Consider the following 24,431-nt stretch of genomic DNA (forward strand, 5'->3'; position numbering starts at 1 on the left):
TCACATCGCTGTCGGATCGCCGGTTCATTGCGAAGCAGGCACATCCCTTTCCCTTGCCGCAGGTGGGCGCCATGATGGCGACCCGGCACCCCCGCCCCTCCGTGAGCCGAGAACGAGTCCGCCGTGGCCCCCACTTTCCGCCGTCAGACCCTTGCGGGCGAGATGCTGGTCCTCCAGCTCGCCATCGTCGTGGTCGTTCTGTTCGCGGTGGCCGCCGTCTCGCTCGCCCAGTCCAAGGCCACCTTCAACCGCGTCGAGGGCCGCCGGGTCACGGCCCTGGCCGAGCAGCTGGCCGCCACGCCGCTGGTCCGCAGCCAGCTGCTGCGCCCGGTGCCGCAGGAGGCCCTCGCCCCGCTGGTCAACTCCACGCAGACGCAGTCCGGGGTCACCTCCGTCACGGTGGCCGACGCCGACGGCCGGGTCGTCAGCTCCACCGACCCCACGCTGATCGGCGCCCGGCTGCCGCGCGGTGCGGGAGCCGGTGTCGCGAGCGGCTGGTCGGGGCCGCTGACCGTGCAGGGCAGCCGGGAACTCGTCGCCCAGGTCCCGGTGCTCGGCGCCACCCGGCAGACCCTCGGCCGCCACCTCGGCACGGTGATGGTCGGCGAGGCCGATCCCACGGTGTGGCAGCGCCTCAGCGGTGCCTCCTCCTACCTCCTCGCCTATCTGGGCATCGCCAGCGGCCTCGGCGTGGCCGGCTCCTGGCTGCTGGCCCGGCGGGTGAAGCGACAGACCCTCGGCCTGGAGCCGCGCGAGATCGCCGGGCTCGCCGAGCACCGCGAGGCCATGCTGTACGGCATCGCGGAGGGCGTCGTCGCCCTCGATCCGCAGCACCGGCTCACCCTGGTCAACGAGATGGGCCGGCGCCTGCTCGACCTGCCCGCCGACTGCGTGGGCCAGAGCCTGGACGGCCTCGGCATCGACGGGCGGCTGCGCGACGTCCTCGCGGGCGCCGCCCGCGAGGCGGCCGAGCCGCGTGACGAGGTCGTCGTCCGCCACGGCCGGGTCCTGGTCATGAACCGCATGACCGTCACCAAGGACGGCCGCCCGCTCGGCTCGGTCACCACCCTGCGCGACCGCACCGAACTGGCTCGCCTGGAGCGGGAGATCGGCTCCTTCCGCAGCACCTCGGAGCTGCTGCGCGCCCAGGCCCACGAGTTCGCCAACCAGTTGCACACCATCTCCGGGCTCATCCAGATCGGCGAGCAGGACGAGGTGGTGCGCTACGTCCGCGGGCTCAACCAGCGCCGCCAGTCCTTGGACGTCACCCTCAGCCGCCGGGTCCGGGACACCGCCGTGGCCGCGCTGATCACCGCGAAGTCCTCCCTCGCGGCCGAGCGAAGGGTCGCGCTGCGCGTCTCGGACCGCACGGCGCTGGACCGGCTGGAGCCGGCGGACGCCGCCGACGTGGCGACCGTGGTCGGCAACCTCGTCGACAACGCCGTGGACGCGGCCGCGGCCCTGGGCGACGCGCACGAGGCCTGGGTCGAGATCGAGCTGCGGCAGGATGCCGCAAGCGTCGAGATCGTGGTCCGCGACTCCGGGCCCGGCGTCGCGCCCGAACTGGCCCGGGAGGTCTTCTCCCACGGCTTCACCACCAAGGCCGCCCGGCAGGGCGAGCGGGGCATCGGCCTGGCGCTGACCCGGCTGGTCTGCGAACGTCACGGCGGTGAGATCTCGGTGACCAACACCCCCGAGGGGGCCATGTTCACCGCACGCATGACCGTCAGCCACCTCACCGACGCGGTGGCGGAAGGAGCAGCACCATGACGGCTACGAGCGGCACGTCCGACGCGACCGCCCCGAGTGCCGGACCCCTGGAGACGTCCCCGGGCGCCGCCCCGATCGGCGTGCTCGTCGTCGACGACGACTTCATGGTGGCCCGCGTCCACCGCGCGTTCGTCGAACGGGTCGAGCCCTTCCGGGTGCTCGGGGTCGCGGGCACCGGGGAGCAGGCGCTGGCCGCCGTCGGGGAGCTGCGCCCCGACCTGGTCCTGCTCGACCTGTACCTGCCGGACGTCTTCGGCCTCGACGTCATCCCGCGGCTGCGCGCCGCGGGCCACGACTGCGACGTCATGGTCATCAGCGCGGCCCGGGAGGCGGACGCGGTGCGCGGAGCCGTGCGCCAAGGCGTGGTCGACTACCTCCTCAAACCCTTCGAGTTCGAGGACCTTCGGGTCCGGCTGCAGCGCTACGCGGTCCAGCGGGGCCGGCTGCTCGGCACGGTGGTGCGCAGCCAGGCCGACGTCGACCGCGTACTGGCCGGGGCCGCGGCGCAGGCCGGGCCGGCCCCCGGGCTGCCCAAGGGCATGAGCGTGGAGACCGCCGAACTCGTCGAGGGCGCCCTGCGTGCGGCCGACGGCACCCTGTCCGCCAGCGAGTGCGCGGCGCTGACCGGCATCTCCCGGGTCAGCGCCCGCCGGTACCTGGAGCACTTCCACACCGTGGGCAGCGCGGAGGTCTCCCTGCGCTACGGGGTGGCGGGCCGCCCGGAGCGCCGCTACCGCTTCCGGGGCGCGGTCACCGGCCCGGCGCTCCGGCGCGCAGGCCGTCCATGACGAAGTCCAGGAACCGGGTGACCCGCGGCTGCCGGTCCTCACCGGGACCGATCAGCCACAGACCGCCGAGGACGAGGAAGAAGTCGTCCCCGGTCACTCCGGGCCGGATCGTGCCGGCCTCGTCATTGGCGCGGAGCAGGAGCTCGGCCGCGTCCTCCAGCGGGGTGGGGCGTGGCTTCTCCGGTGCCCCGGGTGCGCTGGTGACCAGTCGGATCGCGTCCGCCAGCCCCGCCTTGGTCATGGCGAACTCGGCGAGGCGGTCCATCCATTCGCGCAGGGCGAGGTCGGGTTCCCGGGTGGCGAGCATCTCGGGCGCGGCCTGGGCCACCTGCTGCATCCCGTGGCGGTAGATCTCCAGGACGAGCGCCTCGCGGTTCGGGAAGTTGCGGTAGAAGGTGCCCTGCCCGACCCCCGCCTTCTTGGCGATGGCGCTGAGGGGGGCGTTCGCGCAGTGCGTCAGCTCCTCCGTGGCCACTGCCAGGATGCGCTCGCGGTTGCGCTGGGCGTCCGAGCGCAAGGGAGTGTCCGACTTGTCCTTCTTTGGCTGCGACACTCGTCCCCCTTTCGGGTTCGTGGCCGAATCCCGACCTTGCTAAGCGGACAGCTGTCCGTTACGTTTCCAGTGAGTGGACAGTTGTCCGGTTACCCGCCCACTCTACCGGCGGAAAGCGGCCGATGGCCCCCGCCCGCCCATGAACCCAATGCCTACAGCCAGTTTTCCCGGTCACCAGACACCAAAGAAGGCTGATCATGGCCCCAGCGCCCTCGTCGACGTCCAGCGCCGTCACTCTGAACATCAACGGCGAGAAGCACCAGCTGACCGTCGACCACCGCACCACCCTGCTCGACGCCCTGCGCGAGCGCCTCGACCTCACCGGCACCAAGAAGGGCTGTGACCAGGGGCAGTGCGGCGCCTGTACCGTCCTGGTCGACGGGCGCCGCGCCGTCTCCTGCCTGAATCTCGCCGTCGCCGCCGAGGGACGTGAGATCACCACCATCGAGGGCATGGCCGAGGGAGACCGGCTGCACCCGGTCCAGCAGGCCTTCCTCGACTTCGACGGCTACCAGTGCGGCTACTGCACCCCCGGGCAGATCTGCTCGGCGATCGCCGTCATCGAGGAGCACGCGGCCGGCTGGCCCAGCGCCGCCACCGAGGACGTCCGCCCCGAGGCCGGGCCGCCACCGCTGACGCCGGACGAGATCCGCGAACGGATGAGCGGCAACCTGTGCCGCTGCGGCGCCTACGTCTCCATCGTCCAGGCCGTCACCCGCGCCGCCGAGGCCCACCGGGCCGCGGCCCACGAGGACGACCGCGCCGACCGTGCCGACCAGGACGAGATCACCGAGGAGACGGCCGCATGAGGGAGTTCGGATACCAGCGCGCCGACGACGTCTTTGGCGCGGTGGCGCTGCTCGCCGCCGACCCGGACGCCCGCTTCCTCGGCGGCGGCACCAACCTCGTGGACCTGATGAAGACCGGCGTAGAACGCCCCGCCCGGCTCGTCGACGTCCGCGAACTCCCCCTGGACGCCATCGAGGAGACCGCGGACGGCGGACTGCGCATCGGCGCCACCGTCACCAACAGCGACCTCGCCGCCCACCCCGAAGTGCGCCGCCGCTACCCGGCCCTGACCCAGGCGGTCCTGGCGGGCGCCTCCGGCCAGCTGCGCAACATGGCCACCGTCGGCGGCAACCTCCTCCAGCGCACCCGCTGCGGCTACTTCACCGACCTGAGCAAGCCCTGCAACAAGCGCGCCCCCGGCAGCGGCTGCTCCGCGGTCACCGGCGAACACCACAACCACGCCGTCCTGGGCGCCTCCGACCACTGCGTCGCCGTGCACCCCTCGGACATGGGGGTGGCCCTCGCCGCCTTCGACGCCGTCGTCGGCTACGAAACCCTCGACGGTCCCGGCGAGTTGCCGCTCGCCGACTTCTACCTCCCCGTCGGGGACACCCCGCACCGGGAGACCGCACTGCCGGCCGGCGCGCTGATCACCGGCGTCACCCTGCCGCCCGCCCCGGTCGCCGTCCGCTCCCGCTACCGCAAGGTGCGCGAGCGCGCCTCGTACGCCTTCGCGATCGGCTCGGTCGCCGCCGCGCTCGACGTCGAGGACGGCGTCGTACGCGAGGCCCGGCTGGCCTTCGGCGCGGTCGCCTCGCGGCCCTGGCGGGCCCGCGCGGCCGAGGCCGTCCTCACCGGCGCACCGGCCGACGGCGACACCTTCGCCGCCGCCGCGGACGCCGAACTCGCGGCCGCCAGGCCGCTGCCCGACAACGGATACAAGGTGACCCTCATGCGCAACCTCGTGGTGGCCGTCCTGACCGAACTCGCCGAGGAGACCGCCCGATGACCACCGCCACGACCGGCCGTACGGCGCTCCGGGGCGTCGTCGGCACCGCGCACACCCGCGTCGAGGGCCGCGACAAGGTCACCGGAGCGGCCCGCTACGCGGGCGAGATCCCCTTCGCCGACCTCGCGCACGGCTGGCTGGTCCTCTCCACCGTCGCGCGCGGCCGCATCCGCTCCCTCGACACCGAGGCCGTCCTCGCCATGCCGGGCGTGCTCACCGTCCTGCACCACGGCAACGCCCCGCGCGTCGACACCGACTACGTCGGCCTGCTCGGTATCCCGCCGGACCCCACCGCCGCCGTCTTCCAGCAGGACCGGGTGCACCACGTGGGCTGGCCGGTCGCCCTCGTCGTCGCCGAGACGTCCGAGCAGGCCCGGGAGGCCGCCGAGGCCCTCGTCGTCGCCTACGACGAGGAACCGCACGACACCGCCCTCACCGCCGGCCACCCGGGCGCCCACCCGGCCGGCGGGGTCATGCCCGGCGAGACCGCCAAGGGAGACCTGGCGGCCGGCCTCGCCGCCTCCGCCGTCGTCGTGGACGAGGAGTACACCACTCCCGAAGAGCACCACAGCATGATGGAGCCGCACGCCGCCACCGCCCGGTGGGACGGCGGCCGGCTGGAGGTCGTCGACTCCAACCAGGGCACCACCTGGATCCAGAACGAACTGGCCAGCCTGTTCTCCCTCGACGCCTCCGCGGTACGGGTGCGCTCCGAGCACATCGGCGGCGGCTTCGGCAGCAAGGGCCTGCGCGCCCACCAGGTCGCCGCCGTGATGGCCGCGACCGAACTCCAGCGGCCGGTGCGCGTGGTCATGACGAGGCGGCAGATGTTCTCGCTGGCCGGCTACCGCAGCCCCACCCTCCAGCGCGTCCGGCTCGGGGCCGACGCCGACGGCCGGCTGCGCGCCCTGGAGCACCGCTCGCTGAACCAGACGTCCACCGTCTACGAGTTCGTCGAGCCCAGCGCGGGCGTGGCCCGGGTGATGTACGACGCCGAGGCCCACCACACGGCCAACGAGGTCGCGCCCCTCGACGTGCCGTCGCCGACGTTCATGCGCGCACCGGGCGAGGCACCGGGCTCCTTCGCCATCGAGTCGGCCCTCGACGAACTCGCCGAGCGCGGCGGCATCGACCCCATCGCGCTGCGCCTGCGCAACGAACCCGAGGTCGGCCCGGTCTCCGGTCTGCCCTTCAGCAGCCGCAACCTGGACGCCTGCTTCCGCGAGGGAGCCCGGCGGTTCGGCTGGGCCGGGCGCGACCCGCGGCCCGGAGTGCGCCGTGACGGGCGCTGGCTGCTGGGCACGGGCACCGCCGCCGCCTCCTTCCACTCGGGCGCCGGTCCCTCGACGGCCGTCGTGACCGCGGAGGCCGACGGCGGATTCACGGTCCGGATCGCCGCCGCCGACATCGGCACCGGCGCCCGTACGGCACTCACCCTGGTCGCCGCCGACGCCCTCGAGGTCGCGCCCGACCGGGTTCTGGTCCGCATCGGCGACAGCGACTTCGGCCCCGCGATGATCGCCGGTGGCTCGATGGGCACGCGGTCCTGGGCCTGGGCGATCAGGGAAGCGGCCCGCGAACTGCGGGAGCGGCTGGCCCTGGGCGCGACGATCCCGCCGGAGGGCATCACCGTACGGTCCGACACCACCGCCCTGCTCGGCGCCCTCGCGCAGAAGGAACGGCACTCCTTCGGGGCGCAGTTCGCCGAGGTCGCCGTGGACACCGCCACCGGAGAGGTGCGGGTGCGCCGCATGCTCGGCATCTTCGCGGCCGGCCGGATCGTCAACCCGCTCACCGCCCGCAACCAGCTCGTCGGCGGCATGGTGTGGGGCATCTCCATGGCCCTGCACGAGGAGGCGGTACGGGACCGTTCGAGCGGCGGCCTCTACGCCCCCGACCTCGTCGGCTACCACGTGGCCACCAACGCCGACGTGGGCGACATCCAGGCCGACTGGGTGGACGACCCCGACCCCGACGACCCGGTCGGTATCAAGGGTGTCGGCGAGATCGGCGTCGTGGGCGCCGCGGCGGCCGTCGCCAACGCCGTCTGGCACGCGACCGGCGTCCGCCACCGCAACCTGCCGATCCGCCCGGACCGGGTGCTGTCGGCGGTGCCCGCGAGCCGAGGAGCGGCGGATGCTTGACATCGCCGAGGAGCTGGACCGCTGGCTCGCCGAGGGCCGGGAGTTCGCCGTCGCCACCGTCGTCTCCGTGGGCGGCAGTGCGCCACGCGGTCCCGGCGCCGCCCTCGCGGTCGACGGCGGGGGCACCGTGATCGGCTCGGTCTCCGGCGGCTGCGTGGAGGGCGCGGTGTACGACCTGTGCGCCGACGCCCTGCGCACCGGCGAGACGCTGCGCGAACGCTTCGGGTACAGCGACGAGGACGCCTTCGCGGTCGGACTGACCTGCGGCGGGATCGTGGACGTACTGGTCACGCCGGTCGGCGCCGAGGCGCCCTCGCGCGAGGTGCTCCGGGCGGCGCTGGCCACCGCCGCCCGGGGCGGGACCGCGGCCCTCGCCCGGGTCGTCGAGGGCCCGCCCGAGCTGCTGGGCAGGGCCCTGCTCGTCCGGCCCGACGGTTCGCACGCGGGCGGCCTGGGCGGCCACCCCGACCTGGACCGCACCGCGGCCGCCGAGGCCGGTGCCCTGCTGGACACCGGGCGCACCGGCACGGTCGGCCTCTCGGAGGACGGTTCGCACTGTCCCGGTGGGCTCACCCTGCTCGTCGAGACCAGCGTGCCGCCGCCCCGCATGATCGTCTTCGGCGCGGTCGACTTCGCCGCGGCGCTGGTGCGGGCCGGGAAGTTCCTCGGGTACCACGTCACGGTGTGCGACGCCCGGTCCGTCTTCGCCACGCGGGCCCGTTTCCCCCAGGCCGACGAGGTCGTCGTCGACTGGCCGCACCGCTACCTGCGGGACACCCCGACCGACGGGCGCACGGTGCTGTGCGTGCTCACCCACGACGCCAAGTTCGACGTGCCGCTGCTGGCGGAGGCGCTGCGGATGCCGGTCGCGTTCGTCGGCGCGATGGGCTCGCGCCGCACCCACGAGGACCGCGACCGCCGGCTGCGCCAGGCCGGCCTGGGCGAGGACGAGCTGTCCCGGCTGCGTTCACCGATCGGCCTCGACCTCGGCGCCCGCACCCCGGAGGAGACGGCCCTGTCCATCGCGGCGGAGATCGTCGCGGCCCGCCGTGGCGGAACGGGCGTCCCCCTGACGGGCGGGGCGGCACCGATCCACCGGGAGGCGACTGGGCGGCCGCCCGAGGAGGAGAGGCCGACGGAGGCGGCCGCCTGAGAAGAAGGCTCAGGGCAGCGCCGACTCGCCGGCCAGGCGGACCGCACACTCCAGCATCATGGCGTGCACGAAGGCCTGCGGGAGGTTGCCGCGGAGCTGGCGCTGGCGCACGTCGTACTCCTCGGCGAACAGCCCGGGCGGTCCGCAGGCCGCCCGGGTGCGCTCGAACCAGCGGAACGCGTCCACCCGGTCGCCGACCCGGTGCGTGGCCAGCGCCATGGCGAAGCCGCACAGCAGGAAGGCGCCCTCGGCCTCGCCCAGCGGCACCCCGGGGTGTTCGAAGCGGTACAGGTACCCGTCCTCGGACAGGCGGGATTCGACGTACGCGCGGGTGGCGGCGTCGCCGTCGTCCCCGAAGGCGCAGCCGCGGGCCATCGGCACCAGCAGCGCGGCCTCGGGCCCGTCGTCGTCCTCGGCCCGCCGCCAGCGGCCGTCCGCGTGCAGGCACCGGCGCCGGGTCTCCCGCAGCACCGTGTCGGCGAGGTCGGCGCACCGGCGCCCCTCGGCCCCGGGCAGCACCTCGGCCATCCGCCGCAGACCGCACACCACGCTCAGCCGGGAGTGGGTCCACCACCGGTCCTCCAGCTCCCACAGACCGGCTTCCGGCTTCAACCACTGCCGTTCGACCACGTCCACGGCGACGGCGGCGGCCCGTTCCGCCTCGTCGGTCAGGCGGTCGTGCGCGGCCGCCGCCGCGAACAACTGCAGCGCCTCGCCGAAGGTGTCCAGCTGGAACTGGGCGCCCGCGTCGTTGCCGACGTGGTCGTTGCCGCCGGGATAGCCGGGCAGCCGCAGGGACCGCTCCTTCCCGACCGGCCGCCCGTCGACCGTGTAGGCGGGGCGCACCCGGTCGCCGTCCTCGAGGATGCGCTCGGAGACGAAGCGCACGGCGTCGTCGACGAGGGGGTGCGGCCCGTGCGCGGCGACCGCGAGAGCGGCGTAGCACTGGTCGCGCAGCCACGCGTAGCGGTAGTCGTAGTTGCGCCCGCTGTTGGCCCGTTCCGGCAGGGACGTGGTCGCGGCGGCGACCATCCCGCCGGAGACGCTGGTCAGCCCGCGCAGGACGGCGTACGCGTGTCGGGCGTCGCGGGGCGCGACCAGCCGGGAGCAGTCCGGCACGGACCGCCGCCACTCCTGTTCCGTGGCCCGCCACAGCGCGTCGGCGTCGAGCGGTTCGGTCTCCCGCGCCGCGGACAGTTCGAGGACGAGGTCGTGGCTCTCGCCCTCGCGCAGCCGGAATTCGCCGCACAGCCCCGCCCCGTCCCGCCACACCGCGTCCGGGGCCCCGGCGAGCCGCATCCGCAGCCCCTGCGCCCCGGCCGTCCACACACCGTCTTCCCGCCGGGGGTCGCGCATCCGGGCCTGCCCGAAGCCGGGCCGCGGGTCCAGGTCCAGGTTGAAGCGCGCCTCGCCCCGCTCCACCCGCATGCGGCGCAGCAGCACGAGCCGGTCCGTGCGGGCCGGCATGGCCAGCGCCTCGCGGCACTCGATCACACAGTCGGCCGTCACCCACCGGCTGATCCGGATCAGCGTGCCCTCCTCGTAGGAGCCGCCCCAGACGTGCCAGGGGTCCGCCGGCTCCACCGTGAAGTGCCCGGCCCCGCCGATCAGCGCGGAGAACACCGCGTCGTCGTGCCACCGCGGGGCGCACAGCCACACGATCCGGCCGCGGGGATCCAGGACCGCACCTCGTTCACCGTCGGCGAGCACGGCGTACTCGCGCAGCGCCCAGGGCGGGCAGGACTTGTCCGGTTCCGCCGTGCGCCGATCGTCGCTGTCCTTCATGACGCTACGGCTATCCCGGCGCCGCTGACCGAAACGGCGCCGCCGTCCCTGCGGTCCCCGTGGCCCCACCTGCGCCGTGCTCGCCCAGTGGGCCCACCACCAGCCCCGCTTCGCGGCAGTCGCGCACGATGTCCGGCAGCGCGCCCAGCGTGGCCCGCCAGCTGCCGGGGGCGGAGGCGTGGTCGGTGTCGTGGAGGAGAACCGTGCCACCCCCGCGCAGGTCGGCCGCGACGGTCGCGCGTACCGAGGCGGGCGTGGCGTCGTGCCGCCAGTCCTTGCCCCACGCCGTCCACAGCACGGGTTGCAGTCCAGCCCGCCGGGCGGCCGCCCAGCGACCGGAGGTGAGGATCCCGTAGGGCGGCCGGTACCAGCGCGGCACACTTCCGGACACCTCGTGCGCCACCCGGACGGCACGCAGCAACTCGCGCGTGTCCCGCACCGGCGACGGCCACCAGGGACGGTCGTGCGTCCAGCCGTGGACGGCGAGTTCATGTCCGCGCCGGACCAGCTCACGGGTCAGCGCGGGGTGGCGTACGACGTTCTCGCCCAGGACGAAGAACGTGGCCCGTACCCCGAGTCCGTCCAGTGCCTCGAGGAACCGAGGCGTGGACGCCGGATCCGGGCCGTCGTCGAAGGTGAGCGCGACGTGGCCGGGGCTGCCCCGGCCGGCCAGGCCCGGGAACCGCCGGCGGCGCAGTTCCGGCAGCCAGGTCGCGGCCGGAGCGATGTGGGCCAGCGCGGCGGCGACGAACGGAGCGACGGCGTACACCGCCCGTCCGGTGGGAAACCCGTGCCGCATCCGTGGTGCCTCCGGTCTGGGTCTGTTCACTGCGTTCCGTCCTGATCCGTTTGACGTCCTCGTGCATTCCCGTACCGCCCGTCCGGGCGTTCCGCTCACCGCTTCACCGCCCGCGCGGGACCGTCCCGAGCCGCCGGGGCCGTGTCCCAGGCGCCGTGCACCGACGGCGCCCGGGCCAGTCCGACGCTGCCGAGGCCGATCAGCGCCACGCCGACCAGCTCGGGCAGCACCCGCACCCCGAGGAGGATCTCCTCGCCGAACAGGGCCCAGCCCAGGGCGACGCTGGTCAGCGCGTCGCCAAGGGTCAGCGCGGGCTGCGAGGCCGCGAGGGTCCCCGCCCGCAGGGCGCTCTGCAGCAGCAGGAAGCTGGCCACGCCCAGGACGGCCGTGGCGTACGGCGGCCACTGGGTCAGCACCTCGCCCACCCCCTGGGAGAGCCGCCCGGTCAGCTCCTTGAGCAGCGCCGCCGTACCGCCGAACCCCACCGCGGACGCCGAACCGAACAACGCCGCGCGGGGTGCGCCGTGCACCAGGCTGCCGACCGAGGCGAGGACCGTCATCAGGACGCACAGTGCCAGCCCAGCCCAGACCCACCGGCCCCCGGTGGCGGTGTCGTGACCGGGCGCCGGGGAGGCCGAGCCCAGGAACAGGGCGAGCCCCACGGCCAGCGCCACGAACGCCAGCCAGGTCCGCGAGTCCGGACGCCGGTGGAAGACCGCACTGCCGACCACGAGGGTGAACAGCAGTTCGGTGGCCATCAGCGGCTGGACGACGGCCAGACTGCCCACCGCCAGGGCGGCAGCCTGCAACACCGTCGTCAGTGCGAGCAGCGCCGCCCCGCCGACCCAGTACCGGTCGCGCACCAGCCGCAGCAGTGAGCGCAGCATCGTGTGCCGGGCCCCCGCCCGGTCCTCGTCCTGCGCCGCCGCCCTGCGCTGCAGTACCGACGCCGCCGCGTTGGACAGCGCCGCGAACAGGGCGAGGACGACGGTGAGGACACTCACCGCGGCGTGCTCCCGGTCATCCGTACCGTGCGGCCAGCCGCCGGTACAGTCCCGGGGCCGCGCCCCGCACCCGGCAGGGCAGGCGCAGCCACGAGGGCACGTACACCTCGTCCCGGCCCCGCAGCACCGCGGTCCGCACCGCGTCGGCCACGCGCTCGGGAGGCACCGGGCGCGGCCTGGACCGCCGGTAGGGGGCGCCCCGGCGCTCGAAGAACGGGGTGTCGACGACGCCGGGCACCACATGGGTGACCCCGACGCCCGTGCCCCGCAACTCGTAGCGCAGCGAGTCCGCGAAGGCGCCGATCGCGGCCTTGGCGGCGGAGTACACGGCCTCGTCGCGTACCGCGACGCTGCCCGCCAGCGAGCCGATGAGCACCACCCGCCCCGACCCCGCCGCCACCATCCCCGGCAGCAGCAGCCGCACCAGCCGCAACGTGGCCAGCACGTTGATGTCGAGCACCTCGTCGATGGTGTGCGGGGGCATGTCCAGGAACTCCCCGGCCCAGCCGACCCCGGCTCCCGCCACCAGCAGATCCACCGGGCCCGCCGTGGCCAGCGTGAAGTCGGTGAGCTGCCGGCCGGCGCCGGGGAGGGTGAGGTCCGCGGCGAAGGCGGTGGCCGACGTGTCGTCGGCGACCTGGCGCAGCCGCACCGGGTCACGGCCCGTGAGCACCAGCCGCCAGCCGTCCTCGTCACCCAGCCGGCGGGCCACGGCCGCGCCGATGCCGGACGACGCCCCCGTCACGAGCGCCGTACGGGTCCGCGGGTCCCGGAGCCCGACGGGCTGCCGCCGGAGCCTCGCGTGGTCCGCGTCGGGTGCGACGACCTGCGGTCCGGGGACGGACCGGGGACGGGAGAACGCATGGACCATGGGGACCACCTTGGCTCGGGGCGGGCGCCGGGGAGCGGCCGACCTGGTGGTCGGGCTCCGGCGTCCGGCCGGACGGGCGGTCACGGAGTATCCCTCAGGGCCCACCCGAAACGCCCGCTTGTGGGAGGGTTTGGAACCCGCGGCACCGGCAACTTGGTCCGTCGTGCATCCTCGCAGCTCATCAGTGCCCCGGCGCCCCGGTGCCCCGCGCGGTCCGTACGGCGCCAGACGTCTGCTGGTGATCAGCGCGAGCATGGGCGCGGGCCACGACACGGTCGCCGCCGAACTGGTCCGGCGGGCCCGCGAACGCGGCGACACCGCCCAGACCGTCGATGTCCTCGCCCTCCTGCCCTACGGCCTGGGCACGGCCCTCAGGTGCTTCTACCGGGGTTCCGTACGGCACTTTCCGTGGGCGTACGCCGCCCTGTACCGCCTCTTCCTGCGGCCCGGCGCGGGACGCCGGCCGAGCGGGACGCCCCTGGCCCGGCTCGCCGGAGACCGGCTGCGCGCGCTGGTCGCACGCACCGGCGCGGACGTGGTCGTGCCCGTCTTCCACCTGGGCGCCCAGCTCACCGGCCATCTCCGGGACCGCGGGCTGCTGCCCGTGCCCAGTGTCGTCCTCGTGATCGACTTCGAGCTCCACCGGCAGTGGCTGCACCCCGGGAACGACCTCTGCCTGTGTCTCACCGAGGATGCGGCGCGCGAGGTGCGGGGGAGCACCGGCACTCCGGCCAGGGCGTGCGGTCCCGTCGTGGCGCCCGAGTTCTGCGCCGGCCACGTCCCGGGGGCGGCCCAGTGGCGGGAGACCTTCGACCGGCTCGGCCCCGGGCGGCCCGCCGTGGTGCTGTCCGCCGGTGCCTGGGGCGTCGGCTCGCACCTGGACGCCACCGTCCGGCTCCTGGTGGACCACGGTTATCTCCCCGTCGTGCTCTGCGGCGACAACCAGCGGCTGCGCCACACGCTGTCCGGCACACCCGGCGTCCTCGCCCTGGGCTGGGTGACGGACATGCCGGGCCTGCTGCACGCCGCCCGTGCCCTGATCGACAACGCGGCCGGCCAGACCGCCGTACAGGCGCTCGCGGCCGGACTGCCGGTCGTGGGCCATCGCCCCATACCCGGACACGGCGCGCACGGCGTCCGGCGGATGGCCGCGCTGGGTGTCTCCGAGGTCGCCGAGGACCGGACCGCCCTGCTCGAAGCCCTGGCGCGGGTCACCGCACCGGGCCGGGACCGCCGGCGTCGGATCGCCGCCGGACGCGCCCTGTTCACCGACGACGCGGACGCGCTGACGCTGGTGACCGACCTCGCCGACGCCGCACGTGCGGCCGCACGGCGGTGAGCGGGCGCGGTGAGCACGGAGGGGGAGCGCACGCCCGTTTCCCGGGAGGGACACAGGGCACCCGCCCGGAGCGCGAACCGGCACAAGGAGGCGACGCCGTGCGGCTCGACGACTTCCTCACCAGGGTCCGCGACCGCGGTGAGTTCCACGGCGACGACGAGGCCGAGCAGGTCGCCACGGCCGTGCTGTGGGTGGTCGCGTCCCGCATCCCGCCGGGTGAGGCCGCCGACCTGGCCCGCGACCTGCCCGCCCCCCTGGACGACGCGCTGCGCCTGGAACGCGGGCGCCCCGAGACATTCGGGCGCGAGGAGTTCCTCCGGCGGGTGGCCCAGCAGACCGGCGCCCGGCCGCGCACCGCCGAGTGGGACGCGGGCGCCGTGCTGTCCACCCTCGCCGAGGCCGTGCCCCGCGAACGCGTCGACCGACTGCTGGCCCTCCTGCCCGCCGACTGCGCCGACCTCTTCGGCGGCCCGGCACCCCACTGAGAGCGGCCCCGGAGACAGGCCACCGACACCGAGGAGACACCCATGACGGACGTTGAACAGCGCTACGCCGACGGGGAGGAGACACCCCTCCTCGGATACGCGGCGCTCGCGACGACCTTCGCGGCCGGTGTCGGCGCGTTCACGGTGACGGCGTGGCGCCGTGGGGTCCGACTGCCCGACTCCGTCCCCGTCTGGGACGTGGTCCTGCTGGGAACGGCGACCTTCAAGGCCTCCCGGCTGCTGACCAAGGACAAGGTCACCAGCTTCCTGCGGGCGCCGTTCACCCGCCGCGAACGGGAGGGCAACGCCAACGAGGTGATGGACACCGGGCGCGGGACCGGTCTGCGCCGTGCCGTCGGCGACCTGGTCTCCTGCCCGTTCTGTACCTCCGCCTGGGTGGCCGGCGGGCTCGTGGGCACCTATGCCGTCGCGCCCAGGGCGGGGCGGCTGGTGTGCGCGGGCCTGAGCGCGGTCGTGGTGTCGGACTGGCTGCAGTACGCATGGAGCCTGACGGCGCAGAAGGCGGAGGAATGAGCCGAGGGTCGAGCGGAGGAATGAACCGGGGGACGGACGGAACGAACGGACGGAGGCCCGGGGCCGGGCGGCCGGTCAGTCGCGCTCGGCGCGCTCCGCCCGCTCGGCGTGCAGCTTCTTCACCCGGGCCGCCTCCTTGCGCACGTCGGCCTGGACCGCCTGCTCCCGCTCCAGCCACTCCGGGCGCTCCTGCTTCAGCGCGTCGATCTGCTCCGTGGTGAGCGGCTCGGCGACCCCGCCCCGGTGCAGGCCCGCGATGGAGACGCCCAGCTTCGCCGCCACCACCGGCCGCGGGTGGGGACCGTCGCGCCGCAGCTCGCGCAGCCACTCGGGCGGGTCGGCCTGGAGCGCGTTCAGCTCGGCACGCGTGACGACGCCCTCCCGGAACTCGGCGGGTGTGGCCTCGAGGTACACACCCAGCTTCTTCGCCGCGGTCGCGGGCTTCATGGTCTGGGTGTTCTGGTGCGACGTCATGCCCCCAAGGGTATCGATCGTGTGAGTGGCTCCCGACCACGCCCGGTAACCTGGCCGGGTGACAGGCTCGGAAGCTCCCCCTTCGTTCCGGCTCGCGTACGTCCCGGGGGTGACGCCCGACAAATGGGTGCGCATCTGGAACGAGCGGCTGCCGGACGTCCCCCTGGCCCTGACCCAGGTCCCCGCCGCCGGAGCGGCAGGCGTGCTGCTGGGCGGCGACGCCGACGCCGGGCTCGTACGCCTGCCCGTCGACCGTACGGCGCTCAGCGCCATCCCCCTCTACACCGAGACCACGGTCGTGCTGGTCCCCAAGGACCATCTCGTCACCGCGGCCGACGAGGTGGCCGTCGGGGACCTCGCCGACGAGATCGTGCTGCACCCCCTGGACGACGTCCTCGACTGGGAGCGGCTGCCCGGCAGGCCCGCCCTCGAGCGCCCGGCCACCACCGCGGACGCCGTCGAACTGGTGGCGGCCGGGATCGGGGTGCTGCTCGTGCCGCTGTCGCTGGCCCGCCTGCACCACCGCAAGGACCTCACGTACCGGACGGTCACGGACGCCCCGGAGTCGAGCGTGGCCCTGTCCTGGCCCGAGGACGCGCACACCGACCGCGTCGAGGACTTCATCGGCATCGTCCGGGGCCGGACCGTCAACAGCACTCGGGGCCGACAGCCGGAACCGGCGCGCTCCAAGGGCGGACGCGCCGAAGGGACCCCCTCCGCGCGTCGCACACCGGCGGCCGGGAAGACGGGCGGCAGGACGGGCGGAGCCTCGGGCGGCAAGACCGGCGGCAAGACCGGCGGGAAGCAGACCGGGAGCGCCCGGCGCGGCACCGCGGGCAGCCACCGGGGTGCGAGCGGCGGCAAGGGCAAGGGCGGCGGACGCGGCGGCAGGCCGCGTCAGCGCTGACCCCGCCGGCAGACCGGCCACGGCCGAGGCGCGGCAGACCGGTCACGGCCGACCCGTCGCCCTCCGGTGCGTCAGCGGACCGTCGGACTGGGCGTCGGCGCGGAGGTGTTGACCTCGAGCCCGGGCGGCGCGGTGAGCGAGAGCACCGGCTCGCCGGGCTGCGGGGCCGGCGGCGTGAGCTGCGCCTTCGGCAGGTTCGGCGGTGCGGTCTGCTGGAAGTTGACCTGGTCGAAGTTGACCAGCCCGGTCTTCTCCAGCACGGTGATGTGGTCGAGGACGGTGTCGTTGGCCTGGTCGGCGAGTTGCCGCACCAGGGAGTTCTTGGTGTTGGCCCGGATGTTGGCGATGGCCGGGAAGATCTGGCCGTGTGTGATCCGCATGATGTTGACCGCGGTGGTGTCGAACTGCTTGCCCGTCGTCCCGTTCACGGTCGAGACGAACTGCTGCTGCTGCGGTGAGGCCAGGTTCGGCAGGGTGATGCCCAGCTCCGGTGCGATCCTGCGGCAGGTGGCGTCCAGCCGGGAGTGGCCGACGACCAGGTGCTCACCGGCCTGCCGCATCTCCGGTGTCGTCCCTCGCTCCATGGCCATCAGCCCCAGCGGGTGCTCCCACAGCCCCGCGGCACGCACCTTCACCACGAAGTCCCGGTCCTGTTCGGTGAGCGGCCCGTACCGCGTGTTGGTGACGACCCGGGCCTGGTCACTGCCCGCGTTCTGTACCCCCAGCATGGCCGGGTAGGCGAGTGCGGTGAGGGTGAGGACCAGGGCACCGGCCACGAAGGCGGTCCCTGCCGTGGTGCGCGTGATGCGCATCGTGCCTCCTGGGGCGAAGACAGGCTCGGACACCAGGAGATACGGATACGGGAGGCGGTCTGATCACCGTTTCGGGCACTTGCTCAGATTGTTTCCCTCGTACTGTTTCCGTCGCTCCGCAGCCAGTCGTGCGCCGCCCGCGCGGTGAACTCCTCCTGGCCACCGCGCACCAGCAGTTCCGCCGTGGCGAACTCCGGTGCGTCGGCCTGCCCCGCGACGTAGGGGATCGCGATGCAGCGCATCCCGGCCGCGTGTGCGGCGGCCGCACCGGGAGCGGCATCCTCCAGCACCACGCAGCGGGCCGGCTCCGCGCCCAGCCGGCGGGCGGCCTCCAGGAAGACGTCGGGGGCGGGCTTGCCCCGCGCCACCTCGTCGGCCGAGACGACCGTGCGCAGGTGCGCGTCCAGGCCGGTGCGCGCCAGGATCGTCGCGATGGCCTCGGGCGACGAACCCGACGCCACCGCCATCGGCACGCGCTCGCCCGCCAGCAGCTCGACGAACTTCCGCATCTCGGGATACGCGCGGGCCGAGGCGCGGGCGAGCCCGAGATAGTGCCGGTTCTTCACGGTGAGCAGTTCCTCGACCGTGGCACGCAGCCCGTACCGACGCTTCCAGTCGGCGACCGTCTCCTGGGTGCTGATGCCCACGTACGCCTCGTGGTCGGCCCAGGTGAAGTCCGGGACGCCGTACCCGGCGAGGGTGCGGCGGCCCGCTTCGTAGTAGTTCGGCTCGCTGTCCACGAGCGTTCCGTCGAGATCGAAGATGACCGAGATGCCGCCCAGCGGGCCCATGGTGCTCATGGCGTCCAGGATGCCAAGGATCACCTGTCACCTGCGGGCCGAGCGCCCGATCGACTCCACCAGGGGCAGCAGCCGGTGCGGCACGCGCTCGCGCAACGCCACCTCGCTGCGGGTGCGGACCACGCCGGGCAGGCTGATCAGCTTCTGCACCACGTCTTCCAGATGCGCGTTGTCGCGGGCCACGACGCGGGTCAGTAGGTCCCCGCCACCCGTGATGGAGAACGCCTCGACGATCTCCGGCACGGCCGCCAGCGCCTCGCCCACCTCGTCCAGATGGCCCTGGGTGACCTCGATGTGCACGAACGCGAGCACCGGGTGGCCCAGGGCGGCGGGGGACAGGGACGGGGCGGCACCGGTGATCACGCCGTCCCGCTCCAGGCGGTCGAGGCGGGCCTGGAGGGTGCCGCGGGCGATCCCGAGGACACGGGCGTACTCGCGCACGCTGGTGCGCGGCTGCTCCAGCAGCAGCCGCAGGATGCGGGTGTCGAGTTCGTCGACGGCCATCGCGGGTCCGGCTCCCTCCAGTCGGCCATTGGCTCTCCGGTGGCCGCAGGCATGCCGTGATCACAGTACCAATGGCCCACTCCGAAGGCAGCCTGTTGAGCCACTGGTGGTCGGGATGCTCCTATAGGCATGTCGATGGCGCTGCGGACCCCGCGGCGCCTTTTGCATGTGGTGACTTCCGGGCCGATGGGCGTGAGCGAGCGAGGGGGTGGTAATCAGTGCTGAAGAAGGTGTTCGTGAGCCCGGACCCGGGACGGTCCCGGCTGCGGTTCGCCGCCCGGGCCGTCCTCGGCATCGGGCTGGCCGTCGTGGTGTGCGGGCTGGCCGGTACCTCCCTGATCGGCGCGATCATCGGCGGCCTCGCCGCTCTGCTCGCGCTCTTCACCGTCACCGACGCCACCGTGCGGGGCCAGGCCGTCACCACCGCGCTGCTGCCGGTCGCCGGGCTGCCCGTGCTCACCGCCGCCGCCGCGCTGCACGGCCTCCCCGTGGCCCGGGACCTCACCTTCCTCGCCGTCGTCGGCGTGGGCGTGTACGCGCGCCGCTGGGGCCCGCGCGGGCACAGCCTCGGCGTCTTCGCCTTCATGACCTTCTTCATCGCCCAGTTCCTGCACGCCACCACCGACCGGCTGCCCGAGATGTTCGCCGCCGTCCTGCTGTCCGTGGCCACCGCCGCGGCGGTGCGGTTCGGTCTGTGGTGCTACGAGCGCCGCCGTCCCGCGCCCGCCGTCCCCGCGCCGCCCGCCGGCACGGGGCTGGCCCGCATCACCACCCGGCAGGCCGTGCAGGCCACCGCGGGCGCCGGTTTCGCCCTGGTCGTGGGCCAGCTGGTGTCCGGGGACCGCTGGTACTGGGCCGTCGGCGCCACCTGGTGGGTGTTCGTCAACACCACCTCGCGCGGCGAGACGCTGGTGCGCGGCTTCCGCCGGGTCCTCGGCACGGTCGTCGGCATCGGCCTGGGCTTCCTGATCGCCGTGCCGGTGGCCGGGTCCCCGGTGCCCACCGCCGTGCTGGCCGCCGCCTGCGTCTTCGGCATCTTCTACACCGCCGCGGTCTCCTACACCTGGATGATGCTCTGCGTCACCCTGCTCGCCGAGCTGCTCTACGGCCTCCTGGGCGTCCTCGGCCCCGGCCTGCTCGCCCTGCGGATCGCCGAGACCGGCGTGGGCGCGCTCGGCGCCGCGCTCGCCGTGCTCTTCGTCCTGCCGGTCACCACGCACGCCGTCACCGACGTGTGGATCCAGCGCGCCCTGCGCTGCGTGCACGCCTGCACCGCGGAGGCCGCCGCCCGGCTCGCCGGAGCCGAGGGCGCCGATCCGGTGCCGCGCGTGGCGGAGCTGGAGCAGCTGCTGGGCCGGGTACGGCTGTCGATCGCCCCGCTCGTGCACCCGCTGAGCCCGATGCACGGCCGCAGGAGGCGGGCCCGCCGGGTCCTGGACCTGCTCGACGACTGCGCCCGGGAGATCCGCGGCCTGGTCGCCGTGGCCGCCGACCCCGAAGCCTCGCACGACGCCCGGCTGGCCGCCGCCTGCTGGCGTGTCGAGGCCGCGGTCGAGGCTCTCACCGGTGGGGGTGCCGTCCCCGCCCACGCGGGCGGGGAGCGCGCCGCCGAACCCGCTTTGGCGCACCTGCACGACCTGGAACAGGCCCTCGCCGAACTCGCCGCCCCCCTGCGCGCCCCCTCCGGCTCGCGCCTGGCCGGCGCCTGACCCGGGCCACCCGCCGCCCCCGCCACACCCGTTTGGTCTAGACCGCAAGTGATCGACTGCTACCGTCGCCTCCGGGCGGACGATCAGGGTCGGCGCTCCAGGCGACTGAGGGCAAGCGGGACGAGAGGGGCAGCGGTGACGGACGGCGGCAGGCGGCAGCGGCGGGCATACATCGGGTCGTTCACGGCGGCCGGCGGCCCCGGAATCCTGACGGCGACCGTCGCCCCCGGCAACGGCGCCCTCACGGTCGTGAGCGGCACGGACGGTCTGGCCGACCCTTCCTACCTGGCCCTGGCACCCGACGGGGGCACGCTCTACGCCGTCAGCGAGACGGCCGAGGGCGCGGTGGCCGCCTACCGGGTGAGCGGGGACAGGCCCGAGCCCACCGGGCGGCCGGTGCCCGTCGAGGGCGACGGACCGACCCACCTCAGCCTGTACGCCGGGCACGTGCTGACCGCCAACTACGGTTCCGGCACCGTCACCGCCGTACCGGTCCGGGCCGACGGCACCCTCGCCCGCTCCGCGTCCGGCGTGCTGCGGCACACCGGCTCCGGCCCGCACGTCCAGCGTCAGCAGGGACCGCACGCCCACCAGGTGCGGCCCGACCCCAGCGGGCGCTGGGCCGTCAGCGTGGACTTGGGCACCGACTCCGTGCGGGTCTGCACCCTGACCGACGGTGCGCCCGCCGTGCACCGGGAGGTCGCGCTGCGGCCGGGGTCGGGACCGCGGCACCTGGCCTTCCATCCGGACGGTTCCCAGGCCTACGTCGTCAACGAACTGGCGCCCACCGTCACCGTCTGCCACTGGGACGCCGCCGACGGCGTGCTCAAGCCCCTCACCGAGGTGCCGCTGCTGCCGGGGGCCCCGGCGGGCGACGCCTACCCGTCCGGCATCGCGGTGTCGCCCGACGGCCGCTTCGTGTGGACCGCGACCCGCGGCGAGGACGTCCTGTCCGTGTTCGTCGTGGAACCGGACGGCCTGCGGCTGTCCGCCACCGTGCCCTGCGGCGGGCACTGGCCCCGTGACATCGCCGTGTCCGACGGCTTCCTGTACGCGGCCAACGAGCGCTCCGGAGACGTGACCTGGTTCGCCCTCGACCCGGCCACAGGCATCCCCCGCCGCACGGGCTCCCTCGCGGTCCCGGCAGCCTCCTGCGTGATCTTCGCCCCCTAGCCGCGGGCGGCCGGTTGCCCTCAGCTGCGGGCAGTCGTGCCTCCCCAGCCTGCGGGCGGTCGTGCCTCCGTCAGTGCCGGAACGGCCTGGGAGGTACCCCCGGGCGGCACGGGTGGGCGCAGGCGGCCACTCCGCCGGCGCCGGGCAGCGCGCCCCCCGCCCCGCACGGACGCAGGGCACGATCTCGACAGGCGCCGCCGGAACCCGGGACATACGGAAGGGGCCCGCTCCTGCAGAGGAGCGGGCCCCTTCACGCACGCCTGGAAAAGCAAGCGCACGCGCACTTCACCGAACCGGCGCCCCCTGCGCAGGCTGCGGCGAGATGCCCAGCGCCGTCGTGTACTTGGCAAGCGCCAGCTTGCCGATCGCCGGGTACGGGCCGAGCGGCTCGGCGGTGGCGCAGCCTGCCTCCTTGGCCGCCTCCTCCAGCACGGACGCCTCGATCTCCGGACCGATCAGATACGGCGCGAGCGCCAGCTGCTGGGAGCCCGAGGAGCGCAGCTGCTCGGCGACGGACGCGATCGAGCCCTCCTCGTCCAGCGCCGCCGCGATCACCGGCACGGCCAGGCGCGCGGCGAGCAGCATGCCGGTGATCCCGGCCGCCTGGACAGCCTCGTCACCGCCGACGGAGGCGAGGATGATGCCGTCCGCGGCGGTCGCCACGGTGAACAGCCGGGCGCGGTCGGCGCGGGCCAGACCGGCCTCGGAGAGCCGCACGTGCAGCGCCTCGGCCAGCAGCGGGTGCGGCCCGAGGACGTCGGTCAGCTCGGCCGCGATCTTGCTGTCCATCACGGCCTGCCGGATCCGGCGCAGCAGCGAGTTGTCCGGCCCGGCGAGCAGCGGCACGACGACCGCGACGGGGCCCTCCGGCTCCTTCACGTCCAGTCCGGCGGCGCGCGCCTGCTCGAAGCGGGCGGTGCGCTCCTCGGCGGCCCGGACGAGCACGGTGGTCAGAGAGGGGAACTCGGCGTCGTCGTCCCCGTCGAGGTGGCCGATCCGGGCGTCGAGCCCGGGCAGCTCGGAACGGGCGATGCTGATGACCTCGTCGGCGAGGCTTCGGGTGGCGCTGCTGGGCGTCCCCGGCACCGCGAGGACGAGCGCCGGCGCGCCCTCGGGAGCCACCAGTGGTTCGGGACGGCGGTGCCGTCCGGGCTGGCGGGGGCGCGGCATTCGTACTGGCAGGCCGGACGCGGGCCCAGTGGGGGAGCTCATGGCGCCGCATGTTACTGGTTTCCGGGGTTTCCCTGTTCGGGGAGGGTGCAGGTGAGCGGTATCCGTCCGGTTTTGTCTGATGTGTGATGTACGGATCGGCCGACATCGGCATGATTCACCTCGTCGGCGGACCGGTTCTCAGCCGTCCGGCACGGTCGTCACCCACAGCATTCTGTCGTCAGTCGGAAGCGTGAATGAACCGGTCGCCAGGCCGGTCGCGACCCGGACCGAGCCGTCCAGCGGATCACCCTCGGCGTCCGTCCACCGCGCCTGCGGCAGACGCTTCGCCAGCTCCTCCCCCAGCGGTACGAGGAGCGGATCGCCCAGCCGCGTCAGCCCGCCGGTGACGGCGACGAGGGGCTCACCGGCGGCCGGACAGACCGCGGCGGCCGAGTCGGCCAGGTGCCGGGCGGCGGCCCCGAGGATCTCCGCCGCGACGGGGTCGGTGGCCGCGCACGCCGCCACCTCCGGTGCGAAGGAGGCCAGGACGGCGGGACGGTCGGACCGCGGATACACCTGCCCGGGCAGTCCCGCCGCCGGGCCGAAACGCTCCTCGGCGCGGGCCAGCAGCGGAGCGGAGCCGCCCGCCCGCCCGTCGTGGGCGCGCAGCGCCGCCTCGAGACCGGCCCGCCCGATCCAGGCACCGCCGCCGCAGTCGCCCAGCAGATGCCCCCAGCCGTCCGCCCGGCGCCAGCGCGTCAGGTCGGTGCCGACCGCGATCAGGCCGGTACCGGCGGCCACCACGGCCCCGGCCCGTGGCCCGAGCGCGCCCACGTACGCGGTGACGGCGTCGGCGACCAGAGCGACCGTCCGCACGCCCAGCTCCCGGGCCAGGGAGCCCGGCAGTTCGGCCCGCAGCGCGTCGCCCAGCGTGGCCAGCCCGGCGGCCCCGACGACGACGGTGTCGAGCCGGGTGACGCCGCTCTCGGTGATCAACGCCCTGGCCATCGGCAGCAGTTGCCCCAGGAGGTGCCCGGGGTCGATCCCGCGCGCACCGGTGCGGACGGGCTCCCGCGAGACCCGCCGACCGAGCGGGCCGCGCACGCCGCCGCTGTCGCCGACGGCGCCGACGACTATGCGCAGCCCCGAGCCGCCGGAGTCCACGGCCAGGAAGCCGGTGCTCACGGCAGGCGCCAGTCCACCGGCTGACCTCCCAGGCGCATCAGCAGGTCGTTGGCCCGGCTGAACGGACGGGAGCCGAAGAAGCCCCGGTCGGCCGACATCGGGGACGGGTGCGCCGACTCCACGGCCGGCAGGTCGCCGAGCAGCGGCCGCAGATTGCGGGCGTCGCGGCCCCAGAGGATGGACACCATCGGCTTGCCGCGTGCCGCCAGCGCCCGTATCGCCTGCTCGGTGACCTCCTCCCAGCCCTTGCCGCGGTGGGCCGCGGGCTTGCGCGGGGCCGTGGTGAGCGCCCTGTTGAGCAGCAGCACGCCCTGCTGCGTCCAGGGCGTCAGATCCCCGTTGGACGGCTGCGGAAGACCCAGGTCGGTGTTCAGCTCCCGGAAGATGTTGACGAGGCTGCCGGGCAGCGGGCGTACCTCGGGCGCGACGGAGAACGACAGTCCGACGGCGTGCCCCGGAGTGGGATAGGGATCCTGTCCGACGATCAGGACCCGGACATCGTCGAAGGGCTGTTGGAAGGCCCGCAGGACGTTCGCCCCCGCCGGGAGGTAGGTGCGTCCGGCGGCGATCTCCGCGCGCAGGAACTCACCCATCGAGGTGATCCGTCCGGCGACGGGTTCCAGGGCCTTCGCCCAGCCCGCTTCGACGATTTCATTCAAGGGTCGTGGTGCCACGGGCGTCACCCTACTGCC

24 protein-coding genes are annotated in these 24,431 nt (G+C 74.5%); 12 read left to right on the forward strand and 12 right to left on the reverse strand.

What is annotated here, in order from left to right; genetic code table 11:
• Positions 1 to 123 precede the first annotated feature (123 nt).
• Both ACFYZ3_RS23930 and ACFYZ3_RS23935 read left to right on the forward strand, forming a co-directional pair.
• Complete coding sequence (locus tag ACFYZ3_RS23930) at positions 124 to 1,770, forward strand: ATP-binding protein (protein WP_388521199.1); 1,647 nt, start codon at positions 124 to 126, stop codon at positions 1,768 to 1,770.
• The gene (locus tag ACFYZ3_RS23935; protein ID WP_388521202.1) at positions 1,767 to 2,558 is read left to right on the forward strand and encodes a response regulator; all 792 of its coding nucleotides are present in this window, start codon (positions 1,767 to 1,769) and stop codon (positions 2,556 to 2,558) included. Before ACFYZ3_RS23930 ends, ACFYZ3_RS23935 begins: the two co-directional genes overlap by 4 nt.
• On the opposite strand, the gene xdhR is transcribed toward ACFYZ3_RS23935, so the two are convergent.
• Entirely contained in the window at positions 2,521 to 3,111 is a 591-nt protein-coding gene (gene xdhR, locus ACFYZ3_RS23940; RefSeq protein WP_388521205.1) for a purine salvage operon transcriptional regulator XdhR, read from the reverse strand. The genes ACFYZ3_RS23935 and xdhR overlap by 38 nt on opposite strands.
• Before the next feature lie 197 nt (positions 3,112 to 3,308).
• On the opposite strand from xdhR, the gene ACFYZ3_RS23945 reads away from it, so the two are divergent.
• Genes ACFYZ3_RS23945 through ACFYZ3_RS23960 form a run of 4 tightly spaced genes read left to right on the forward strand, consistent with a single transcriptional unit; the run spans position 3,309 to position 8,206 of the window.
• Complete coding sequence (locus ACFYZ3_RS23945; protein ID WP_388521209.1) at positions 3,309 to 3,920, forward strand: 2Fe-2S iron-sulfur cluster-binding protein; 612 nt, start codon at positions 3,309 to 3,311, stop codon at positions 3,918 to 3,920.
• On the forward strand, positions 3,917 to 4,909 hold the full coding sequence (locus ACFYZ3_RS23950; RefSeq protein ID WP_388521212.1) for an FAD binding domain-containing protein: 993 nt from the start codon (positions 3,917 to 3,919) through the stop codon (positions 4,907 to 4,909). Before ACFYZ3_RS23945 ends, ACFYZ3_RS23950 begins: the two co-directional genes overlap by 4 nt.
• Positions 4,906 to 7,053, forward strand: a complete 2,148-nt coding sequence (locus tag ACFYZ3_RS23955; RefSeq protein WP_388521215.1) for a xanthine dehydrogenase family protein molybdopterin-binding subunit — start codon at positions 4,906 to 4,908, stop codon at positions 7,051 to 7,053. The genes ACFYZ3_RS23950 and ACFYZ3_RS23955 overlap by 4 nt, the downstream gene beginning before the upstream one ends.
• The gene (locus tag ACFYZ3_RS23960) at positions 7,046 to 8,206 is read left to right on the forward strand and encodes an XdhC family protein (protein WP_388521218.1); all 1,161 of its coding nucleotides are present in this window, start codon (positions 7,046 to 7,048) and stop codon (positions 8,204 to 8,206) included. The genes ACFYZ3_RS23955 and ACFYZ3_RS23960 overlap by 8 nt, the downstream gene beginning before the upstream one ends.
• A 9-nt stretch (positions 8,207 to 8,215) precedes the next feature.
• Here ACFYZ3_RS23960 and ACFYZ3_RS23965 read toward each other — a convergent pair whose 3' ends face one another.
• The 4 genes from ACFYZ3_RS23965 to ACFYZ3_RS23980 all read right to left on the reverse strand — a co-directional run bounded on the left by ACFYZ3_RS23965 (position 8,216) and on the right by ACFYZ3_RS23980 (position 12,665).
• Positions 8,216 to 9,991 (reverse strand): glycoside hydrolase family 15 protein, encoded by a 1,776-nt coding sequence (locus tag ACFYZ3_RS23965; protein ID WP_388521220.1) that lies wholly within the window; start codon positions 9,989 to 9,991, stop codon positions 8,216 to 8,218.
• A gap of 10 nt (positions 9,992 to 10,001) precedes the next feature.
• Complete coding sequence (locus ACFYZ3_RS23970) at positions 10,002 to 10,790, reverse strand: polysaccharide deacetylase family protein (RefSeq protein WP_388521523.1); 789 nt, start codon at positions 10,788 to 10,790, stop codon at positions 10,002 to 10,004.
• A gap of 95 nt (positions 10,791 to 10,885) precedes the next feature.
• Positions 10,886 to 11,794 (reverse strand): DMT family transporter, encoded by a 909-nt coding sequence (locus ACFYZ3_RS23975; RefSeq protein WP_388521222.1) that lies wholly within the window; start codon positions 11,792 to 11,794, stop codon positions 10,886 to 10,888.
• A 16-nt stretch (positions 11,795 to 11,810) separates the two neighbouring features.
• A complete protein-coding gene (locus ACFYZ3_RS23980; RefSeq protein WP_388521224.1) occupies positions 11,811 to 12,665 on the reverse strand; it encodes an SDR family NAD(P)-dependent oxidoreductase in 855 nt (284 codons plus the stop codon).
• A 253-nt stretch (positions 12,666 to 12,918) separates the two neighbouring features.
• Here ACFYZ3_RS23980 and ACFYZ3_RS23985 point away from each other — a divergent pair, with 253 nt between their 5' ends.
• From ACFYZ3_RS23985 to ACFYZ3_RS23995, 3 genes are all read left to right on the forward strand, one after another.
• Positions 12,919 to 14,004 (forward strand): galactosyldiacylglycerol synthase, encoded by a 1,086-nt coding sequence (locus ACFYZ3_RS23985; protein ID WP_388521526.1) that lies wholly within the window; start codon positions 12,919 to 12,921, stop codon positions 14,002 to 14,004.
• A 98-nt stretch (positions 14,005 to 14,102) separates the two neighbouring features.
• On the forward strand, positions 14,103 to 14,489 hold the full coding sequence (locus ACFYZ3_RS23990; RefSeq protein ID WP_361013489.1) for a DUF2267 domain-containing protein: 387 nt from the start codon (positions 14,103 to 14,105) through the stop codon (positions 14,487 to 14,489).
• Positions 14,490 to 14,531: 42 nt separating this feature from the next.
• A complete protein-coding gene (locus tag ACFYZ3_RS23995; protein ID WP_388521227.1) occupies positions 14,532 to 15,023 on the forward strand; it encodes a DUF1360 domain-containing protein in 492 nt (163 codons plus the stop codon).
• 75 nt (positions 15,024 to 15,098) lie between these two features.
• Here ACFYZ3_RS23995 and ACFYZ3_RS24000 read toward each other — a convergent pair whose 3' ends face one another.
• Positions 15,099 to 15,497, reverse strand: a complete 399-nt coding sequence (locus tag ACFYZ3_RS24000) for a DUF5997 family protein (RefSeq protein ID WP_388521230.1) — start codon at positions 15,495 to 15,497, stop codon at positions 15,099 to 15,101.
• A gap of 58 nt (positions 15,498 to 15,555) precedes the next feature.
• On the opposite strand from ACFYZ3_RS24000, the gene ACFYZ3_RS24005 reads away from it, so the two are divergent.
• Positions 15,556 to 16,404: a LysR substrate-binding domain-containing protein gene (locus ACFYZ3_RS24005; protein ID WP_388521232.1), complete on the forward strand. Its 849-nt coding sequence runs from the start codon at positions 15,556 to 15,558 to the stop codon at positions 16,402 to 16,404.
• Between the two features lie 71 nt (positions 16,405 to 16,475).
• Here ACFYZ3_RS24005 and ACFYZ3_RS24010 read toward each other — a convergent pair whose 3' ends face one another.
• The 3 genes from ACFYZ3_RS24010 to ACFYZ3_RS24020 form a co-directional block, all read right to left on the reverse strand.
• Positions 16,476 to 17,216 carry a DUF4142 domain-containing protein gene (locus ACFYZ3_RS24010; protein WP_388521235.1) on the reverse strand — a complete coding sequence of 247 codons (741 nt, stop codon included), beginning with the start codon at positions 17,214 to 17,216 and terminating at the stop codon, positions 16,476 to 16,478.
• An 83-nt stretch (positions 17,217 to 17,299) separates the two neighbouring features.
• A complete protein-coding gene (locus ACFYZ3_RS24015; protein WP_388521529.1) occupies positions 17,300 to 18,007 on the reverse strand; it encodes an HAD family hydrolase in 708 nt (235 codons plus the stop codon).
• Between the two features lie 36 nt (positions 18,008 to 18,043).
• The gene (locus tag ACFYZ3_RS24020; RefSeq protein ID WP_388521238.1) at positions 18,044 to 18,520 is read right to left on the reverse strand and encodes an Lrp/AsnC family transcriptional regulator; all 477 of its coding nucleotides are present in this window, start codon (positions 18,518 to 18,520) and stop codon (positions 18,044 to 18,046) included.
• A 218-nt stretch (positions 18,521 to 18,738) separates the two neighbouring features.
• Between ACFYZ3_RS24020 and ACFYZ3_RS24025 the strand changes: the two genes are divergently transcribed.
• Together ACFYZ3_RS24025 and ACFYZ3_RS24030 are read left to right on the forward strand one after the other, a co-directional pair.
• Entirely contained in the window at positions 18,739 to 20,229 is a 1,491-nt protein-coding gene (locus ACFYZ3_RS24025) for an FUSC family protein (protein ID WP_388521241.1), read from the forward strand.
• A gap of 135 nt (positions 20,230 to 20,364) precedes the next feature.
• On the forward strand, positions 20,365 to 21,402 hold the full coding sequence (locus ACFYZ3_RS24030; RefSeq protein WP_388521244.1) for a lactonase family protein: 1,038 nt from the start codon (positions 20,365 to 20,367) through the stop codon (positions 21,400 to 21,402).
• 285 nt (positions 21,403 to 21,687) lie between these two features.
• Here the strand turns inward: ACFYZ3_RS24030 and ACFYZ3_RS24035 are convergent, their stop codons facing one another.
• The 3 genes from ACFYZ3_RS24035 to ACFYZ3_RS24045 all read right to left on the reverse strand — a co-directional run bounded on the left by ACFYZ3_RS24035 (position 21,688) and on the right by ACFYZ3_RS24045 (position 24,413).
• On the reverse strand, positions 21,688 to 22,614 hold the full coding sequence (locus ACFYZ3_RS24035; protein WP_388521246.1) for a sirohydrochlorin chelatase: 927 nt from the start codon (positions 22,612 to 22,614) through the stop codon (positions 21,688 to 21,690).
• Between the two features lie 138 nt (positions 22,615 to 22,752).
• Positions 22,753 to 23,739, reverse strand: a complete 987-nt coding sequence (locus tag ACFYZ3_RS24040) for an N-acetylglucosamine kinase (protein ID WP_388521249.1) — start codon at positions 23,737 to 23,739, stop codon at positions 22,753 to 22,755.
• The gene (locus tag ACFYZ3_RS24045; protein ID WP_361013465.1) at positions 23,736 to 24,413 is read right to left on the reverse strand and encodes a uracil-DNA glycosylase; all 678 of its coding nucleotides are present in this window, start codon (positions 24,411 to 24,413) and stop codon (positions 23,736 to 23,738) included. Before ACFYZ3_RS24045 ends, ACFYZ3_RS24040 begins: the two co-directional genes overlap by 4 nt.
• Between the last annotated feature and the right edge of the window lie 18 nt (positions 24,414 to 24,431).

The sequence above is a fragment of the Streptomyces sp. NPDC001599 genome (genome assembly GCF_042893535.1).
Classification (GTDB): Bacteria; Actinomycetota; Actinomycetes; order Streptomycetales; family Streptomycetaceae; genus Streptomyces.

Coding starts and splice junctions, on each gene's coding strand:
- ACFYZ3_RS23935 (WP_388521202.1), top strand. CDS start 1,767: ATGACGGCTACGAGCGGCACGTCCGACGCGACCGCCCCGAGTGCCGGA.
- ACFYZ3_RS23945 (WP_388521209.1), top strand. CDS start 3,309: ATGGCCCCAGCGCCCTCGTCGACGTCCAGCGCCGTCACTCTGAACATC.
- ACFYZ3_RS23950 (WP_388521212.1), top strand. CDS start 3,917: ATGAGGGAGTTCGGATACCAGCGCGCCGACGACGTCTTTGGCGCGGTG.
- ACFYZ3_RS23955 (WP_388521215.1), top strand. CDS start 4,906: ATGACCACCGCCACGACCGGCCGTACGGCGCTCCGGGGCGTCGTCGGC.
- ACFYZ3_RS23960 (WP_388521218.1), top strand. CDS start 7,046: ATGCTTGACATCGCCGAGGAGCTGGACCGCTGGCTCGCCGAGGGCCGG.
- ACFYZ3_RS23965 (WP_388521220.1), bottom strand. CDS start 9,991: ATGAAGGACAGCGACGATCGGCGCACGGCGGAACCGGACAAGTCCTGC.
- ACFYZ3_RS23970 (WP_388521523.1), bottom strand. CDS start 10,790: ATGCGGCACGGGTTTCCCACCGGACGGGCGGTGTACGCCGTCGCTCCG.
- ACFYZ3_RS23980 (WP_388521224.1), bottom strand. CDS start 12,665: ATGGTCCATGCGTTCTCCCGTCCCCGGTCCGTCCCCGGACCGCAGGTC.
- ACFYZ3_RS23985 (WP_388521526.1), top strand. CDS start 12,919: ATGGGCGCGGGCCACGACACGGTCGCCGCCGAACTGGTCCGGCGGGCC.
- ACFYZ3_RS23995 (WP_388521227.1), top strand. CDS start 14,532: ATGACGGACGTTGAACAGCGCTACGCCGACGGGGAGGAGACACCCCTC.
- ACFYZ3_RS24000 (WP_388521230.1), bottom strand. CDS start 15,497: ATGACGTCGCACCAGAACACCCAGACCATGAAGCCCGCGACCGCGGCG.
- ACFYZ3_RS24010 (WP_388521235.1), bottom strand. CDS start 17,216: ATGCGCATCACGCGCACCACGGCAGGGACCGCCTTCGTGGCCGGTGCC.
- ACFYZ3_RS24015 (WP_388521529.1), bottom strand. CDS start 18,007: ATGGGCCCGCTGGGCGGCATCTCGGTCATCTTCGATCTCGACGGAACG.
- ACFYZ3_RS24020 (WP_388521238.1), bottom strand. CDS start 18,520: ATGGCCGTCGACGAACTCGACACCCGCATCCTGCGGCTGCTGCTGGAG.
- ACFYZ3_RS24035 (WP_388521246.1), bottom strand. CDS start 22,614: ATGAGCTCCCCCACTGGGCCCGCGTCCGGCCTGCCAGTACGAATGCCG.